The sequence below is a fragment of the Ensifer adhaerens genome (genome assembly GCF_020035535.1).
Lineage (GTDB): Bacteria > Pseudomonadota > Alphaproteobacteria > Rhizobiales > Rhizobiaceae > Ensifer.
On sequence record NZ_CP083349.1, the window covers coordinates 2176883 to 2191767 of the forward strand.

Consider the following 14885-nt stretch of genomic DNA (forward strand, 5'->3'; position numbering starts at 1 on the left):
CCACCTCAACAACGGGATCGATGCACCATGCTGAAAGGCTCATGCCATTGCGGCAACGCGAACTGGTCACTCGAAGGCGACCCCGGATCGATCACCGCCTGCAACTGCACGCTCTGCCGCCGCTATGGCACGCTCTGGGCCTATGACTACGAGGGCGAGCGGATCGCCGTGACCGGGAAAACCACCTCCTACACCCGCGCCGACGAGAAGACCCCCTCGCTCGAGATCCTCTTCTGCCCGACCTGCGCCGGCGTCGTCGCCTGGCGGAGCCTGCATCTCGACGAACACGGACGCCGGCGCATGGCCGTCAATCTCAGGCTGGCGGAACTGGAGCAAGTCGCCGATCTCCCCATCGACCATTTCGACGGCTTCGACACCTTCGAGGACCTGCCGTCCCGGGGAAAATGCGTGCGCGATCTCTGGGCGTAACGCGTGGCTGTCGTCGGGCATCGACGCATCGCCACACAGCGGCCGGCGCATGTGATCAAAACCTCTCGAGGATGCTTGGGCGACTTCCAAAGGTCCTCGCGCCCCGTTCCCACGCCTCACCCATGGGTTGAGGCACTCAATTTCGGGGGATGAAGGCATAGAAGCAGGCCGGAGCGCATTTTCTTCGGATGACAGATACCGGTGCACTGCGTAGCCTGGGGAGCATGGGCGCAGGGGATTGGACAGATGAGGAAAATGACGCGATCGTCGCGAGCTATTTTTCCATGCTGAGCAATGAGCTTTCTGGTCGCCCTTACAACAAGGCCCTGCAAAACCGGGTTCTCCAGGGAGAGCTCGCAAGAAGTCGCGGCTCGATAGAATTCAAACATTGCAACATTTCAGCAGCTGCAAAAAGCTTTGGCCTTCCTGTCCTCAGCGGTTACCAGCCGCGTTTCAATTTTCAGATGTCGCTGGCAGAGGCAATATCCCGGTGGTTGGCCCAACATCCGCAATGGGATAGCGCCCTTGGCCCTGACCTTGTGTCCGGTGTGGCGGAGCCACCTGCGCTTTTCATCGGCGTCGCGCCCACTTTGCACAATGCCCCACCACCCGCTGAATTGACGCAGATGCAGACGGTTGCACGGCGTTTCGATGTGGCCGGGAGAGACGAACGCAATCGCGCCCTTGGCCGCGCTGGGGAAGAGCGCGTACTCCACCATGAGCGCCTGCAGCTGCAACAAAGCGGCCGCCAGGATCTGGCCCGCCAGGTTCGATGGGTGGCCCAGGAAGATGGCGATGGAGCGGGTTATGACATCGCAAGCTTCACGCCTGATGGGCGAGTGCGTTTGATTGAGGTAAAGACCACCAATGGTTGGGAACGAACACCTTTTCATATTTCCCGCAACGAGCTTGAGGTGGCCGAGATGCGACGCCAGGAATGGTGTCTCCTCCGTCTCTATGATTTCTCGCGCCATCCGCGAGCCTTCGAACTGCGCCCGCCTCTTGACGCTCATGTCTCCCTCATAGCGACCAGCTATCAGGCGAGCTTCCACTGAGTAAGCAGCAACGCTTCATCCATTCAAACAGCATTACACTCGCCGAACTGCCAATGCTCGCCAACAATTTCTGCGGTCCTGCGACGAAATCGAAGGGCACGCCTGGCCCCGGCGCACGGGTGGCGATCGCGGGACGCGGCTGGCAATGGGGCGTCTTTGCCAGCGATGTCAGGCAGATCGACTGAGCGTGAACCGCCTTTCGCCAACGCACTTGCCTTTACTGGGAGCGATTGTTGCGCGGCCCCGGCTTCTTGGCTACGAAGGGCCATCCACAAGATCTTCTTCGCCGGCAAGGTCGCAAAACTCTTCAGCGTGAGCAAAGCGAGGAGATCACCGGCACCACGACCTACCGCGTGTCAGGCCAGATCGTCTTCGCCTCGGCCGAAAGCTTCGTGCAGGCGTTCGATTTCGCAAACGTGGCCCGGAAGGTGGTGATCGATCTGAATGCGGCTCATCTCTGGGACATCACCGCCGTCGGCGCGCTCGACAAGATGGTGATCAAGTTCCGCCGCCTCGGCGTCGAGGTCGAGGTGCTCGGCTTCAACGAAGCCAGCGCCGACATGGTCGATCGCTTTGCGTTGCACGACAAGGACGAACGGTAGGCAGCAAGCGCCGCCCTGCATTGACCGGCAAGGCGCTTGCCGCGCACCGGCGGTGCGACGCTGTCGCTCCCCCGGCCCCGTCAATGCGTCGCCAGTACCCACGCCTCAACCGGCTGGTTGATGCCCTTCAGCACGAGCAGCCGCGTTCCGGCGCCAGCCGTCAGCGCCTGAGCCTCGGCCGCAGTCTCGGGCGAGACGAGGATCTCACCCGCCTCGGCCTGGGATTCGAGCCGGGACGCCAGGTTGACCGTACCGCCGATCGCGGTGAAATCGCTGCGGAAGGTCGAGAATTCGCCGATCTCGACATCGCCGGTGTGAATGCCGACCCCGACGCCGAGCGTCTCTCCCTTGAGATCGCCGAGCTGGAGGCTGCCGAGGGCGGCCGCGCAGAGCTGCTGGATATCGCGGGCCGCCAGGATCGCCGCCTCGGCGTGGTCTTTCCGGATGATCGGGAAGTTGAAGATCGCCATCAGGCCGTCGCCCATCTGCTTGTTGACGATGCCGTCATGCGCCCAGATCGCCTGCGCACAGCGATCCTGAAACAGGCTGACGATCTCGCTCAGGCGGATGCGCTCGATCCGCTCCGAAAGATGGGTGAAACCGCGGATATCGGCAAACAGAATGGTCGCGCTTGCCGCAACGTGACTCTGCTTCTTCACGTAACGGAACGAGCGCTCGCAGATCGTGCAGATGTTCGGGTTCATCTTGCTGCGGGTGATGCCGAAGGCACGAAACGGCAGCGCCAGGGGCCCGCGAATGGGGATCGGCACATGCATCTGATCCCAGCATCCCCGGCAGATGCGGGCGTCGCCGCGTTGGGTCGGCTGGGTAGTAGAAGCTTCTGTCATGGTCTGCATCTGCTCCGGCTCACTGGGCCCGAGGGGCGTGAACGAAGCTTCTGCCATTTGGCAAGTTTTAGCAACGGCTGGAAGAACCTGAGGTCAGCGAAAGCCGGCCATCGATGCACGCACTTGGCCGCGCAGCCTTCTCCTCTCTCGACGCGCCGCCGCCCCATCGCATGGACGCCTGCGCGCACAGGTGGTATCGCCGTCACCTTCCGCTTCAGGCAAGGCCCGTCACCCCGATGAAAAACGTTCTCTTCGTCTGCAGCCAGAACAAGCTTCGCAGCCCCACCGCCGAGCAGGTTTTCGCCGACTGGGCGGATATCGAGGTCTCATCGGCCGGCCACCAACAACGACGCCGAAAATCCGCTGTCGGCGGAGCAGATCGAATGGGCCGACATTATCTTCGTGATGGAGCGCGCCCACCGCACGAAGGTGCAGGCAAAATATCGAACCGCTCTCAAGAACAAGCGGCTCATCTGCCTGCACATTCCCGACGACTATGCGTTCATGGAGCCGGCCCTCATCCAACTGCTGAAGGTGAAGGTCCCGCCCTATCTCTAGCGTCGCCGATGCCGACGTTTTCGAACTGGTCCGTCTTCAAGCCTTCTTGACCGGCGGGATGACCCAGGAACCGTCGAGAATGGAAGGCGGGCTGTCATCCGGCCAGTAGAGCCGCATCATCAGGATGAACTTGCCCTTCGGCGCCGGCAGCCAGTTGGCCTCCTTGTCCTTGCCGGGTGATTCATTCTGGATATAGATCTCGGTCGATCCGTCGGCATTGGTCTTGGGGCTCACGCGGGCGCTGATCGAATAGCGGTTGAGCGGATTGTCGACGAAGAAATAGTTCTGGTCATACATGGTGATCGACCAGAAGCCGCGCACCGGCGGCAACTGCCCCTTCGGGAAGGTGACGATGTATTTGTTGGCGCCGTTATAGGCCCGGGAGAAAAGCCCGTCCTTGGATTTCAGCGACGTCGGATAGATCGCATCCTGCGGGCGATTGGCGCCCAGCCCGATTGCCGTGATCAGTGCGCGCTGCAGATAGCCGTTCCCGTAGATGCCGGTCTTGGTGGTAAAGCCCCAGCCGTTGATCTCCTGAATATCGCCATCGCTGAACTTGAAATGCAGCATGATGCGATGGAACGCGGTTACCGGAATGCGCGAGACGAAGGCGGCGTCCAGCTTGCTCTTGTCGAAATCCTTGCCGGGCACGATGCCGATCTGGGCAAACTTGGCGATCGCTTCTCCGTCCGCGGCCGTCGGCGGATTGGTCTTCATCAACTCGCAAAGCAGCGTGAAGTACTCGACCGCATCCATGCTGTTGACCTGCTCGCGCACCGCCGTCTTCATGTCGATGTGCGGATCGACCTTGCCCGGTGGCGGAGTCCAATCCTTGCCGTAGGCGCTGAGTGGCACCAGCTTGCATTCGTCCTGCAGCGCGTGAACCGCCTTGTAGTCCTCGGGCGAGCCGTCGCAATAGATACGGCCGAGGATCCAGACGATGCTCGTCGGCGACTTGTATTCGGTGACGCCATCAGGGACGGTGCCCTGCCAGCCGGGCCCGGTGATTGCGTAGGACTGCGCGCCATCGCCACTCGTCCGTTTTCCAGGCACCTGGAACACCGTCGTCCAGCCGTCGAGCATCGGAAACAGGAAGTAGCGATCCTTCATGTCGGGGATCGACAGAACCCAGGGCTCCTTGCCCACATCGACGAAGGCGGTCGTATAGAGCGTATCGGCGTTTGGTGCCGTGACGTCCTTGAAGGATGCGTTCGGATATTCGCGCAGCTTGATGATGTGGCCCATCGGGCCCTTGGTTCCTTCGGGCTGTTCGACATTGGTGACGACCCGGCGGGTCATTTCGGTGGTCACCAGCGGATAGCCGTAGATATAGGCTTCGACGGCCAACCAGAAATCGTCAGCCGCCTCGATGGGATCGATCAGCGGAGATTCCAGAGCATTCGCATGTGAAAATGATACCGTTGCCAGCAGACCGGCACCGCCCAAAGCGACGGCACGACGTGTCATATCCATGTTCGCCTCCCTCTTGCCTTCATGGCGGCAAGAAAGTTAGCACACACTAAATAACACTACTAGGCATTGTATCGGCCCGGATTTCGCGCCAGATCGCGACAACTGCCCGATCGCGCCGCCGGGCCCTCCTGAGACCCGTCTCTGCCGGCAAATTCGCAACGCAACCCGGAGTGGGTCGGCAACGGCTGCCCCGGAGGCGGGGCAGCGCAAGATGCATTCGGCTGCGGAGCAGCCGATCAGAACGACAGGCGGTTGCTGGACCAGACCGGGCCGAGGCGCTCTTCTTCCTTGAGCGTCGCCGAACCGTAGGAGAAGCGCAGACCACCGAAGATGGTACTGGTGTCGCCGGAGACCGAAGCGCTCAGGCCTGAAAGCTCCTCGTTGGTGTATTTGTAGCCGGCAAAGAGCGTGACGGGGAAAGCGTCCAGCCGGTAGTTCGCCGTCAGCTTCAGGCTGCGCAGATCGTAATCGATGTCGTCTTCGCTGATGCGATGGAGCGAACCATCGACGTCGAAGCGCAGGTTATCGGTCGCGTAAACGCGTGCGCCGAGCGAACCCATATAGTGGTTGGCGTCAATGTCGTCGAAGTCTTCTATGCTCGCCTGGCCATAGCCGACCGAGCCATGCAGCGTCCAGGTATCGAGGAAATAGGCCGCTTCGAAGCCACCCATGTAATCGTTGAGGTCGACGCCGATGCCCGGGTCGAGGCGTGCGCCTTGCACGAAGACACCTGCCGCATAGAGATCGTTGCGATAGTAGCCGTGCAGCGCACCGTCATAGCTGTTGGTGTCGAGGTCCTCAAAGGAGGCGCGCGTGTAGCCGAGATCGACCTGCAGGTTGAAGCCGGCGCCGGCATCGAAGTTCACCGCACCCCGCAGATCCCATGCATCCGCATCGATATCGCCAGGCGAGTCCACGGCAGCGCCGTAGGACGTCTCGACGTAGCCGACGATACCGCCGGACGCCTGTTCCACCGGCACTTCATAGGCATCCTGCGGCCCCACCAGCGGACCATCGATATCGGCCGCGGCCGCGATCGAAACACTTGAAAGAAGAAAAATGACGAAACCGCTCGCCCTGACCATTGCCCCACTCCGGTTCAAACCCCGGGGGAAAGGTAAACGAACACGGTTAATACAATCTCTACGGGAAACAGATCAGACACCCTGCCAAAGTCGACACGATCCGGACACTGTGGCAGCCGTTCATCTCGCGGGCGACCTTCGTCCCCACTCGCCGCGCCGCGCAACACATTGTCGCCGCACGACACCAGCGGCTGCCCTCATCCCGCGGTGAGGACCGGCCCCTCATCCGCCCGGTGAGGGCTCGTCCCTCATCCGGCCTGCCGGCCACCTTCTCCCCGCCTGGCGGGGAGAAGGCCACCGCTCGCCTCGACAGGAAATACCACAGGTTCACTTTGCGCCAATTGCTTGGCCCGAGACGAAACCCGCTTCGACGCTGACCGCGGCCGCATCCGAAAATGCCGGCGATCCGGCTCGTCCCCTCTCCCCGCCTGGCGGGGAGAGGGTTAGGGCGAGGGGCAAGCAGGCTTGGCTCTCGGGTTAAACCCGAGGTGAGGCCAAACTCGCCCTTGCGCAGAAGGCGTCCCTACTGGTTGGCGATCTTCTCGCGCAGCCGCTCATCCTGGGCGGCGATCTCGGGCGTCACCAGGTCGCCGAAATCTTCCATCTCGAACACCGGGCGGATTTCGATTTCGCTCGGACCCGGCATCGGGTTCGGGCAGCGCTTCACCCAGGCGATCGCCTCGGCCATGTCCTTCACCGTCCAGATCCAGAAGCCGGCGACGAGTTCCTTGGTCTCGGCAAACGGGCCGTCGATAACCATGCGGTCCGCCCCGTCGAAGGCGACGCGGGCGCCGCGCGACGAGGGCTGCAGCCCCTCGCCCGCCTGCATGATGCCGGCATTGACCAGTTCCTCGTTATACTTGCCCATGGCGGCCAGCAGCTCTGTCGAGGGCATGTTGCCCGCTTCGCTGTCCTCGGTCGCCTTTACAAAAACCACTACGCGCATTGTCCATTCTCCTCTGTCACGCCGGTCCCGGTCCTCGTGACCTCAAGGGGTGCCGGCATGGTGAAACCCAGATAGGTAGAGCAGGTTACGGGCGAAAGACCCGCGCGGATTTTTTTCCTATCCCGCTCCGGTGGAGGAAGCCGGATTGGCCTCCCTGACTAAATGACGAACGGGAAATGACGGTGCCGACAGGGGCGTCGAAAATTTTCCGAAAAAAGATTGGCGCGGAGAAACGAGGAGAAAAAGCGCTGCGCGACGAGACCATCGCTGCCGATCCAAATGTGCGCCGTTGGCTCAGGGACAGCCTCCCCGTCCACCCTCATCTGGCAATTTGGCAGGAGGCCAGCGCCACCCCCTCATTCCTGTGCTTGTCACAGAGATCCAGCAGCCGTGCGTCGGCACGGCGGGAAATGCGGTCCTGGCGTACCACCTTTGTGCCACCAGGTTTCTCGCGCCGCCGACGCGACGCGGCTGGGTTCCTGTGACAAGCACAGGAATGAGGGCGGCTTGGCGTTACACGGCACAAGACCTCAAAAAAAGAGGGCCACGCCGCGCCGGCATGGCCCTCCGTCATCGCTGTTGCTCCTGCCGAATGCCGCGGCAGCCAAGCGCCTATTGCACCTGCGTGTGCAGGTCCGCCAGCGCCTGCCGCAGATCGTCGATCGGCGTCTGGTTGGCCATCTTCTTGCCTTCCAGTTCCGGCGGCATCTTCCAGCCGGGATCGATGCCTTCCATGTTGGGCAGCTCGTGCGCGATGCCCTTGTGGCAGTCGATGCAGGTGGCCTTGCCGGAAAGCAGGTAGCGGGTGTGGATCTCGGCGGCGCGCTGGGTCTGCTTCTGCAGGTCCATGGCGACCGAGGAATGACAGTTGCGGCATTCAAGGCTGTCGTTGGCCTTCATGCGCGCCCATTCGTGCTGCGCCAGTTCCAGCCGCTTTTCGAGGAACTTCGACCGGGTGTTGATCGTGCCGAAGATCTTGCCCCAGACCTCCTTGGAGGCCTGCATCTTGCGGGCGATCTTGTCGGTCCACTGGTGCGGCACGTGGCAGTCCGGACAGGTGGCGCGCACGCCCGAGCGGTTGGAGAAGTGGATCGTGCGCGTCAGCTCCTGGTAGACGTTGTCGTGCATCTCGTGACAGGAGGTGCAGAACTTTTCAGTGTTGGTGAGCTCCAGCGCCGTGTTGAAGGCGCCCCAGAACATGACGCCGCCGATGAAGCCGCCGAGCGTGAGGAAGCCCAAGCCGAGCGTGCCGGCCGGTGTCTTCATGATCCCCCAGGCCCAGAGGATGATTTTCCTGATCCATGCGATCATGTCGTCACTCGCTTCCGGCCGGCTTGAAACCCAACTCGCTCATGTCCTTGAAGTTGCTCGGCACCAGAGGATTGGTGTCCGCCTGCGGCACATGGCAGGCCGTGCAGAAGTAGCGCCGCGGCGAAACGTCGGCGATCATCTGCCCGTCGCGCGTCATGTAGTGGGTGACGCTGATCATCGGCGCGCCGGAATCCTGGGTGAACTCGCGCTTATGGCAGGAAAGGCAGCGGTTGGCATTGACCGAAAGCTCGTAGCCCTCGATCGAATGCGGGATGACCGGCGGCTGGTCGGGATAGGCGCGCATCCGACGCTTGTCGTCGACCACCCATTTCGGCAGCGGTGCCGCCGCCTCGGTCGCCATCTGCGGTGTGGGCCCCTCGAGCTGCGGCACCAGTTTTTCCGCAACCTGGGCGACCGCGGCGGTGGTGACGAACACCATCACGCCGGCGGCGATTGCCATCCAGACGGGCCGCTTCGGGCCGGCAAAGGTGCGAAGCGGCTGAGCCTGAGGAACTGCCCCGAAACAAAGAGACAGGACGTTTCCAGCAATCCGCTTCAGCCGAGAAAACCCTAGAGGGTTACGGGAACGATCTTGACCGCGCATTTTTTGAAATCCGTCTGTTTGGAGATGGGATCGGTGGCGTCGAGGGTAACCTTGTTGATCAGCTGGCTGGCGTCGAACCAGGGAACGAAGATGACGCCGGGCGGCATGCGGTTGCGGCCGCGGATATCGACGCGCGAGCGGATTTCGCCGCGCCGCGAGACGATGCGCACTTCCATGCCCTGGTTGATGCCACGCTTGCGGGCATCCTCCGCATTCATGAACACGCGCGCGCCCGGAAACGCCTTGTAGAGTTCCGGCACCCGCATGGTCATCGAGCCCGAGTGCCAGTGTTCCAGCACGCGGCCGGTCACCAGCCAGGTGTCGTATTCCTCGTCGGGGGATTCGGCCGGCGGCTCGTAAGGTACGGCGAGAATGACGGCCTTGCCGTCCTTGTTACCGTAGAACTTCACGCCCTCGCCCGCCTTCACATACGGGTCGAAGCCTTCGCGGTAGCGCCACTTCGTCTCCTGGCCGTTGACGACGGGCCAGCGCAGGCCGCGCACCTCGTGATAGGTATCGTAGGGCGCCAGGTCATGGCCATGGCCGCGGCCGAAGGTGGCATATTCCTCGAACAGGCCCTTCTGGATGTAGAAGCCGAAGTCCTTCGCTTCGTTGTTGTCGTATTCGGCGCTCACCTCCGTCAGCGGGAAGCGGTCGACCTCACCGTTCTTGAACAGAACCTCAAACAGCGTCTTGCCGCGATAGTTGGGGTTGGCGTCGAGGATTTCCTTCGGCCAAACCTCGTCGGTGGTGAAGCGTTTGGAGAACTCCACCAGCTGCCAGAGATCCGAACGCGCTTCGCCGCGCGCCTGCACGAGCTGGTGCCAGACGTGGGTTCGCCGCTCGGCATTGCCGTAGGCCCCTTCCTTCTCCACCCACATGGCTGCCGGCAGGATCAGGTCGGCGCTCATCGCGGTGATCGTCGGATAGGCATCGGAAACGACGATGAAGTTGTCCGGGTTGCGATAGCCCTGCCAGGTCTCGTTGGCGGTATTCGGCCCCGCCTGGACGTTGTTGTTGACCTGCACCCAGTAGAAATTGAGCTTGCCGTCCTTCAGCATCCGGTCCTGCTGCACGGCGTGGTAGCCGGGCTTTTCCGGGATGATGCCGTGCGGAATGCGCCAGATCTCTTCCGCATGCTTGCGGTGCTCGGGATTGGTCACGACCATGTCGGCCGGCAGGCGGTGTGCGAAGGTGCCGACCTCACGCGCGGTGCCGCAGGCAGACGGCTGGCCGGTCAGCGAGAACGGGCTGTTGCCGGGCTCGGAGATCTTTCCGGTCAGAAGATGCAGGTTGTAGACCATCTGGTTGGCCCAGACGCCGCGCACATGCTGGTTGAAGCCCATGGTCCAGAGCGACATGACCTTGCGGCTCGGGTCGGCATAAAGCTCGGCCAGCTGTTTCAGGAACTCCGGTTCGACCCCGGTCAGTTCGACGGTCTTTTCCAGCGTGTATTCGGAAACGAATTCCTTGAACGCCTCGAAATCCATCGGCTCGGTCTTGCCCGGGTCCTTGGAGTTGGCGGCATTGACCTCGATCGGGTTGTCGGGCCGCAGACCATAGCCGATATCGGTCACGCCGCGCGCAAACTTCGTGTGCTTCTTGACGAAGTCCTCGTTGACCTTGCCGCTCTCGATGATGTGGTTGGCGATGTAGTTGAGGATCGCCAGATCCGAGCCCGGCTTGAAGACGATCGGGATATCGGCGAGATCCATGCTGCGATGGGTGAAGGTCGAGAGCACCGCGACGCGCACATGCGGCTGGCCGAGACGCCGGTCGGCGACGCGGGTCCAGAGAATCGGGTGCATCTCCGCCATGTTCGAGCCCCAGAGCACGAAGGCATCGGCGTTCTCGAAATCGTCATAGCAGCCCATCGGCTCGTCCATGCCGAAGGTGCGCATGAAGGCGACGGCGGCGGACGCCATGCAGTGGCGGGCATTGGGGTCCAGGTTGTTGGAGCGGAAGCCCGCCCGCATCAGCTTGGTCGCCGCGTAGCCCTCGAAGATCGTCCACTGGCCGGAGCCGAACATGCCGAGCGCCGTCGGGCCTTTCTCCTTCAGGACCTTCTTCGCCTGCTCGGCCATCACGTTGAAGGCCTCGTCCCAGCTCACCGGCTCGAACTCGCCGTCCTTGGCGTAGACGCCGCCGCGCTTCCTTAAGAGCGGCGTCGTCAGCCGGTCATTACCGTACATGATCTTGGACAGGAAATAGCCCTTGATGCAGTTGAGGCCGCGGTTGACCTCGGCCTGCATGTCGCCATGGGTGGCGACCACCTGGCCTTCCTTCACGCCCACCATCACGCCGCAGCCCGTGCCGCAGAAGCGGCATGGCGCCTTGGACCATTTGATCTCCAGCGCGTTGACACCGCCCGGCACCGGCTGTGCGGCCGCAGGCAGCGCAATGCCGGCCGTGGCGGCGGCGATGCCGGCCGCATGGGCCTTCAGAATGTCACGCCGCGTCAGTTCTCCGCTCATGGCTCCTGCCCTTCCTCTTCCATTTCGACATGCTCGAAAACCATGTTGGCCGAGATCACCCCGTCGAGCAGCGAGATCTGCGTCAGGCATTCGCCGAGCGCGCCCGTACTTCTGCCTTCGATGACGATGACGATCTTGCCGCCGCCATGGCCGTGGATTTCGACGTTTTCCATTCCTGCGAGCGTCGCTAGCACCGCTTCCGTGCTCTGCGGCATCGTGGCGACCACGGCGCTCGAAATGTGATAGGGCGTGCCCGCCTTTGCCATTGCGGCCTCAGACATGAGCCACCTCCGCTTCCAATGCCTTGACCACGATGGCGCTCACCGGGCAGCCGCCAAGGCAGGCGCCGCAGCCGGTGCATTTGGCTTCGTCGAGTTCCGGCAGGAACGGCCCGCCCATGCGTGGGCGAAAACGGATCGCCTGCTCCGGACAGCTTTCGCCGCAGGACTGGCAGGCGACGTAGCGGCGCGCGAGGCACGTGTCGGCAATGCTTGCGACATGCGGGAAACGCCGCACGTCCTTGGCCTCGAACACAGGTTCGGGACAGGCTTGCGCACAGGCGCCACAGAAGGTGCATTCGCCGCCGGAAAAGTCGACGAAGGGTAAACCGCCTTCAAGACGGATTATGCCGGTGGGACATCGCTCCGCGCAGGCGCCGCAGCCGGTGCAGGCGGCAAGGCTCAGATCCGAAACGCCCGGCGGACGGATGCGAACGGGCTTTGCAGCAACCCGGCCGGTGAAGAGTTCACGGCGTGAAAGAGGCTCAGCGCCCATGGCTCACCTCAATGTCCGGGCGGGCCCGGCGGGCCGAAGACGATCTGCAGCATCCAGACGAGGAAACCATAGCCGCCGACAACGCCGACGGCGACGATCGGCCAGATGCCGAAGGCGAGCACGAAGAAGGTAATGAGCTCCGCACGCCGCGAACGCGGACGGTTTTCAGTCGGCTGTTGCTGAACGAGCTCTGGCATTCCTGCGTCCCCCAACACAATCTACGGTAAGATGCGCCAACCGAAATAAAAATCAATCCCATGACCTAAGGATGACACTTCCGCATCCTGCCGCAGAGTAGAGGCCAAACAGAGCCGGTCATTGATCTGTGTCAAAGCGACAGGAATCCGATGCAAAAATCGACGGCAATTCTCCGATCGTGCGCCGAAATAACACACGGAGATCAATCAGATTTACGATATTCGTTATATTTACAAGAATATATCGCTTGCGTCACTTTCGCCGGCCCGGTGGCCCAATGCAAGCACAGGGCGAATCTCACGGACGGCGAATGCCGCGGCTTCAAGGCGGCAACGCCTGTCCAGATCGCCCTTGCAACCCAGGGCTTCACCTTCTATTCCTCGTCGCATGACACAACTCATCGAAATCGGAACCGCGCGCGTGCTGAAATGCGCAAACGAAGGAACGCTGCTCAAGGCGGCCGGCGACGCCAACGATTTTCTTGGCGACGCCTGGGCACATGAGGCGACCGTCGTGGCGATCCCGGTGGAACGGCTCGGGGCCGATTTCCTCAATCTTTCGACGCGTATCGCCGGCGAAGTGTTCCAGAAGTTCGTCAACTACCGCATGCGGCTCGCCATCGTCGGCGATATCGGCCCGAGGCTTGAGGCCAGCAAGGCGCTGACCGATTTCGTGCGCGAGACCAACAAGGGCAATGCCATCTGGTTCGTGCCGGATTTCGAGGCGCTCCGCGTGAAGCTGGAGGGCGCCGCGGCCACCTGATTGCCCACAGACCGGCATCCCTTGTCATCATCGGAAATGCCGATGGCGCTATCGGTTTTCTCCGTTTCCGCTGGCGTCGATGCTCTGCCACGTCTCCTTCCGGTCACCACCGAAAGGAACAACGGACAATGAATGCAATCGCCATCAAGAGGATCCTGATCGCCGGCGGCGCTTCCGGCATGGGCCTGGCGCTAACGAAGCGGGCGCTCGCCGAGGGCGCCGAGGTCATCGTCGTCGGACGCAACGAAGAGCGGCTGCACCGCCTGCGCCAGGACCTCGACCACTCTTCGCTGACGACGATCGCCGCCGATATCGCGCGCGAAGACCAGGTCGCGGCGCTTTTCCGGCAACTCGGCCGCCTCGATCATATCGTCAGCACCGCTGCCGATATCGAAGGCGCCTACGAACTCCTGCCTTCCATCGATCTTGCGGCAGCGCAGAAGGTGGTGGAGACGAAGTTCTTCGGCCCGCTGCTCCTGGCGAAATACGGCGCGCCGGCGCTTTCGACCGGAGGCTCCCTCACCTTCACCTCGGGCATCGCCGCCTACCGCCCGGCCGCCCGCGGCGCTGTCGTCGCCGCGGTCAACGCCGCACTCGAAGGGCTGGTGCGGGCGCTTGCCGTCGAGCTGGCGCCAATCCGGGTCAATGCGGTTTCGCCCGGCTGGGTCGATACGCCGATCTGGACCTTCGTTGCCGGCGACAGGAAGGACGAGACGTTGAGCGCGATGGCCGAGCGCCTGCCGGTCGGGCGCATCGGCAAGGCCGACGACATCGCCGATGCCATAGAATTTCTCATCGGCAACGGCTTCACAACGGGCACGGTGCTGCATGTCGAGGGCGGGCACCGACTGATCTGAGCCGGGTCTAGGCCACAGCCGGCGCAAGATCGTCGCTCGCCGCGGCAAGCAGACGCCGGAGCGCCGGCAGCTGCACGCGGCGGCGGCGCCAGATCATGGAAAGCGGCACGCTGCGTGTCGGTCCCGGCCACGCGACCGCGCCGATTTCATCGCGCGCCAGTGCATCGGCAACGGCAAGGCGCGGTACCAGGGCAACACCTGCGCCTTTCGCCACCAGCCTTGCGATCGCAGCAAGGCTGCCCACCTCGGCCGCGCGCCGTGGCGAAACCCCGGCCTCGGCAAAGGCCCTGTCGGCGATCGCGCGGTAGATGCAGCCGCGCTCCGTGATGAGAAAATCCGCTGCCGCAAGCTCGGCCATCGTCGGCATCTTCGCCAGCGCCGCATGCCCCGGCGGCACGATCAGAACGATCGGCTCGGCGGCGATCACCCGCCGCACCAGCCGCTCGTCGACCGTGCCTTCGCCAAACGAAAAGGCGACGTCGATCTCTCCGGTTTCGAGCCTGCGCAGCAGGTCGCCGCTGCCGGCAACCGTCAGCCGCAGATCTATGTCGCCATGGGCGGCGCGAAACCGCGACAGGAAGGGCGCAAGCTGCGCCGAGGCGATCGTCTCCAGCGCGCCGATCGTCAGCGCGCCCGCCTGCTGCCCGGCCGCGGCCGCCACTGCCGCCCGCGCCTCGTCGGCCAGGGCAAGCATCTCCTCGGCATAAAGACGCAGCGCTTCGCCGGCCGCCGTCAGCTCCAGCCCGGCCTTGGCGCGAACCAGCAGCGTAGCGCCGAGCTCGGCCTCGAGCGACTGGATCTGATCACTGACGCTCGATTGCGCCAGATGCACCTCCGCCGCCGCCCGCGTGATGTTGCGATGACGGGAGACGGCAAGGAATGTCGTGAGAAGGCGAGGATGCATCGGGA

At 62.9% G+C, this 14885-nt stretch carries 16 protein-coding genes and 2 pseudogenes; 7 read left to right on the forward strand and 11 right to left on the reverse strand.

The genetic code is table 11. The annotated features are described in order from the left end of the window. Nucleotides 1-27: 27 nt before the first annotated feature. The 4 genes and pseudogenes from LAC81_RS10695 to LAC81_RS10705 all read left to right on the forward strand — a co-directional run. Complete coding sequence (locus LAC81_RS10695; protein WP_223724759.1) at nucleotides 28-429, forward strand: GFA family protein; 402 nt, start codon at nucleotides 28-30, stop codon at nucleotides 427-429. Between the two features lie 188 nt (nucleotides 430-617). After that, a complete protein-coding gene (locus LAC81_RS10700) occupies nucleotides 618-1484 on the forward strand; it encodes a DUF3883 domain-containing protein (RefSeq protein WP_223724760.1) in 867 nt (288 codons plus the stop codon). Between the two features lie 53 nt (nucleotides 1485-1537). Beyond that, on the forward strand, nucleotides 1538-1669 hold the full coding sequence (locus LAC81_RS38330) for a hypothetical protein (RefSeq protein ID WP_268906698.1): 132 nt from the start codon (nucleotides 1538-1540) through the stop codon (nucleotides 1667-1669). A gap of 91 nt (nucleotides 1670-1760) precedes the next feature. Beyond that, nucleotides 1761-2086 (forward strand): annotated as a pseudogene (locus LAC81_RS10705) (STAS domain-containing protein); the annotation flags it as partial. A gap of 80 nt (nucleotides 2087-2166) precedes the next feature. Here the strand turns inward: LAC81_RS10705 and LAC81_RS10710 are convergent. Beyond that, on the reverse strand, nucleotides 2167-2934 hold the full coding sequence (locus LAC81_RS10710) for an adenylate/guanylate cyclase domain-containing protein (protein ID WP_223724761.1): 768 nt from the start codon (nucleotides 2932-2934) through the stop codon (nucleotides 2167-2169). Between the two features lie 236 nt (nucleotides 2935-3170). On the opposite strand from LAC81_RS10710, the pseudogene LAC81_RS10715 reads away from it, so the two are divergent. After that, a pseudogene (locus LAC81_RS10715) lies at nucleotides 3171-3492 on the forward strand (low molecular weight protein tyrosine phosphatase family protein). Between the two features lie 36 nt (nucleotides 3493-3528). Here LAC81_RS10715 and LAC81_RS10720 read toward each other — a convergent pair. From LAC81_RS10720 to napE, 9 genes are all read right to left on the reverse strand, one after another. Further along, nucleotides 3529-4965: a DUF1254 domain-containing protein gene (locus LAC81_RS10720; RefSeq protein ID WP_223724762.1), complete on the reverse strand. Its 1437-nt coding sequence runs from the start codon at nucleotides 4963-4965 to the stop codon at nucleotides 3529-3531. A 236-nt stretch (nucleotides 4966-5201) separates the two neighbouring features. After that, a complete protein-coding gene (locus LAC81_RS10725) occupies nucleotides 5202-6050 on the reverse strand; it encodes a hypothetical protein (RefSeq protein ID WP_223724763.1) in 849 nt (282 codons plus the stop codon). A gap of 523 nt (nucleotides 6051-6573) precedes the next feature. Further along, nucleotides 6574-6996 carry a YciI family protein gene (locus LAC81_RS10730; RefSeq protein WP_113539004.1) on the reverse strand — a complete coding sequence of 141 codons (423 nt, stop codon included), beginning with the start codon at nucleotides 6994-6996 and terminating at the stop codon, nucleotides 6574-6576. 612 nt (nucleotides 6997-7608) lie between these two features. Further along, nucleotides 7609-8307, reverse strand: coding sequence for a NapC/NirT family cytochrome c (locus tag LAC81_RS10735; protein ID WP_223724764.1), 699 nt, complete (start codon nucleotides 8305-8307; stop codon nucleotides 7609-7611). Between the two features lie 4 nt (nucleotides 8308-8311). After that, entirely contained in the window at nucleotides 8312-8767 is a 456-nt protein-coding gene (locus LAC81_RS10740) for a nitrate reductase cytochrome c-type subunit (protein ID WP_113539002.1), read from the reverse strand. Between the two features lie 110 nt (nucleotides 8768-8877). Continuing rightward, nucleotides 8878-11385, reverse strand: coding sequence for a periplasmic nitrate reductase subunit alpha (gene napA, locus LAC81_RS10745; RefSeq protein WP_113539001.1), 2508 nt, complete (start codon nucleotides 11383-11385; stop codon nucleotides 8878-8880). Further along, complete coding sequence (locus LAC81_RS10750) at nucleotides 11382-11666, reverse strand: chaperone NapD (RefSeq protein ID WP_419195765.1); 285 nt, start codon at nucleotides 11664-11666, stop codon at nucleotides 11382-11384. Before LAC81_RS10750 ends, napA begins: the two co-directional genes overlap by 4 nt. Continuing rightward, nucleotides 11659-12159 (reverse strand): ferredoxin-type protein NapF, encoded by a 501-nt coding sequence (napF, locus tag LAC81_RS10755; protein WP_223724765.1) that lies wholly within the window; start codon nucleotides 12157-12159, stop codon nucleotides 11659-11661. The genes LAC81_RS10750 and napF overlap by 8 nt, the downstream gene beginning before the upstream one ends. A gap of 8 nt (nucleotides 12160-12167) precedes the next feature. Next, nucleotides 12168-12356: a periplasmic nitrate reductase, NapE protein gene (napE, locus tag LAC81_RS10760; protein WP_223724766.1), complete on the reverse strand. Its 189-nt coding sequence runs from the start codon at nucleotides 12354-12356 to the stop codon at nucleotides 12168-12170. 421 nt (nucleotides 12357-12777) lie between these two features. On the opposite strand from napE, the gene LAC81_RS10765 reads away from it, so the two are divergent. Both LAC81_RS10765 and LAC81_RS10770 read left to right on the forward strand, forming a co-directional pair. Then, a complete protein-coding gene (locus tag LAC81_RS10765) occupies nucleotides 12778-13119 on the forward strand; it encodes a DUF4180 domain-containing protein (RefSeq protein ID WP_235693163.1) in 342 nt (113 codons plus the stop codon). 128 nt (nucleotides 13120-13247) lie between these two features. Continuing rightward, on the forward strand, nucleotides 13248-13976 hold the full coding sequence (locus LAC81_RS10770; protein ID WP_223724768.1) for an SDR family oxidoreductase: 729 nt from the start codon (nucleotides 13248-13250) through the stop codon (nucleotides 13974-13976). Between the two features lie 7 nt (nucleotides 13977-13983). On the opposite strand, the gene LAC81_RS10775 is transcribed toward LAC81_RS10770, so the two are convergent. Next, nucleotides 13984-14880 (reverse strand): LysR family transcriptional regulator, encoded by an 897-nt coding sequence (locus LAC81_RS10775; protein ID WP_223724769.1) that lies wholly within the window; start codon nucleotides 14878-14880, stop codon nucleotides 13984-13986. Between the last annotated feature and the right edge of the window lie 5 nt (nucleotides 14881-14885).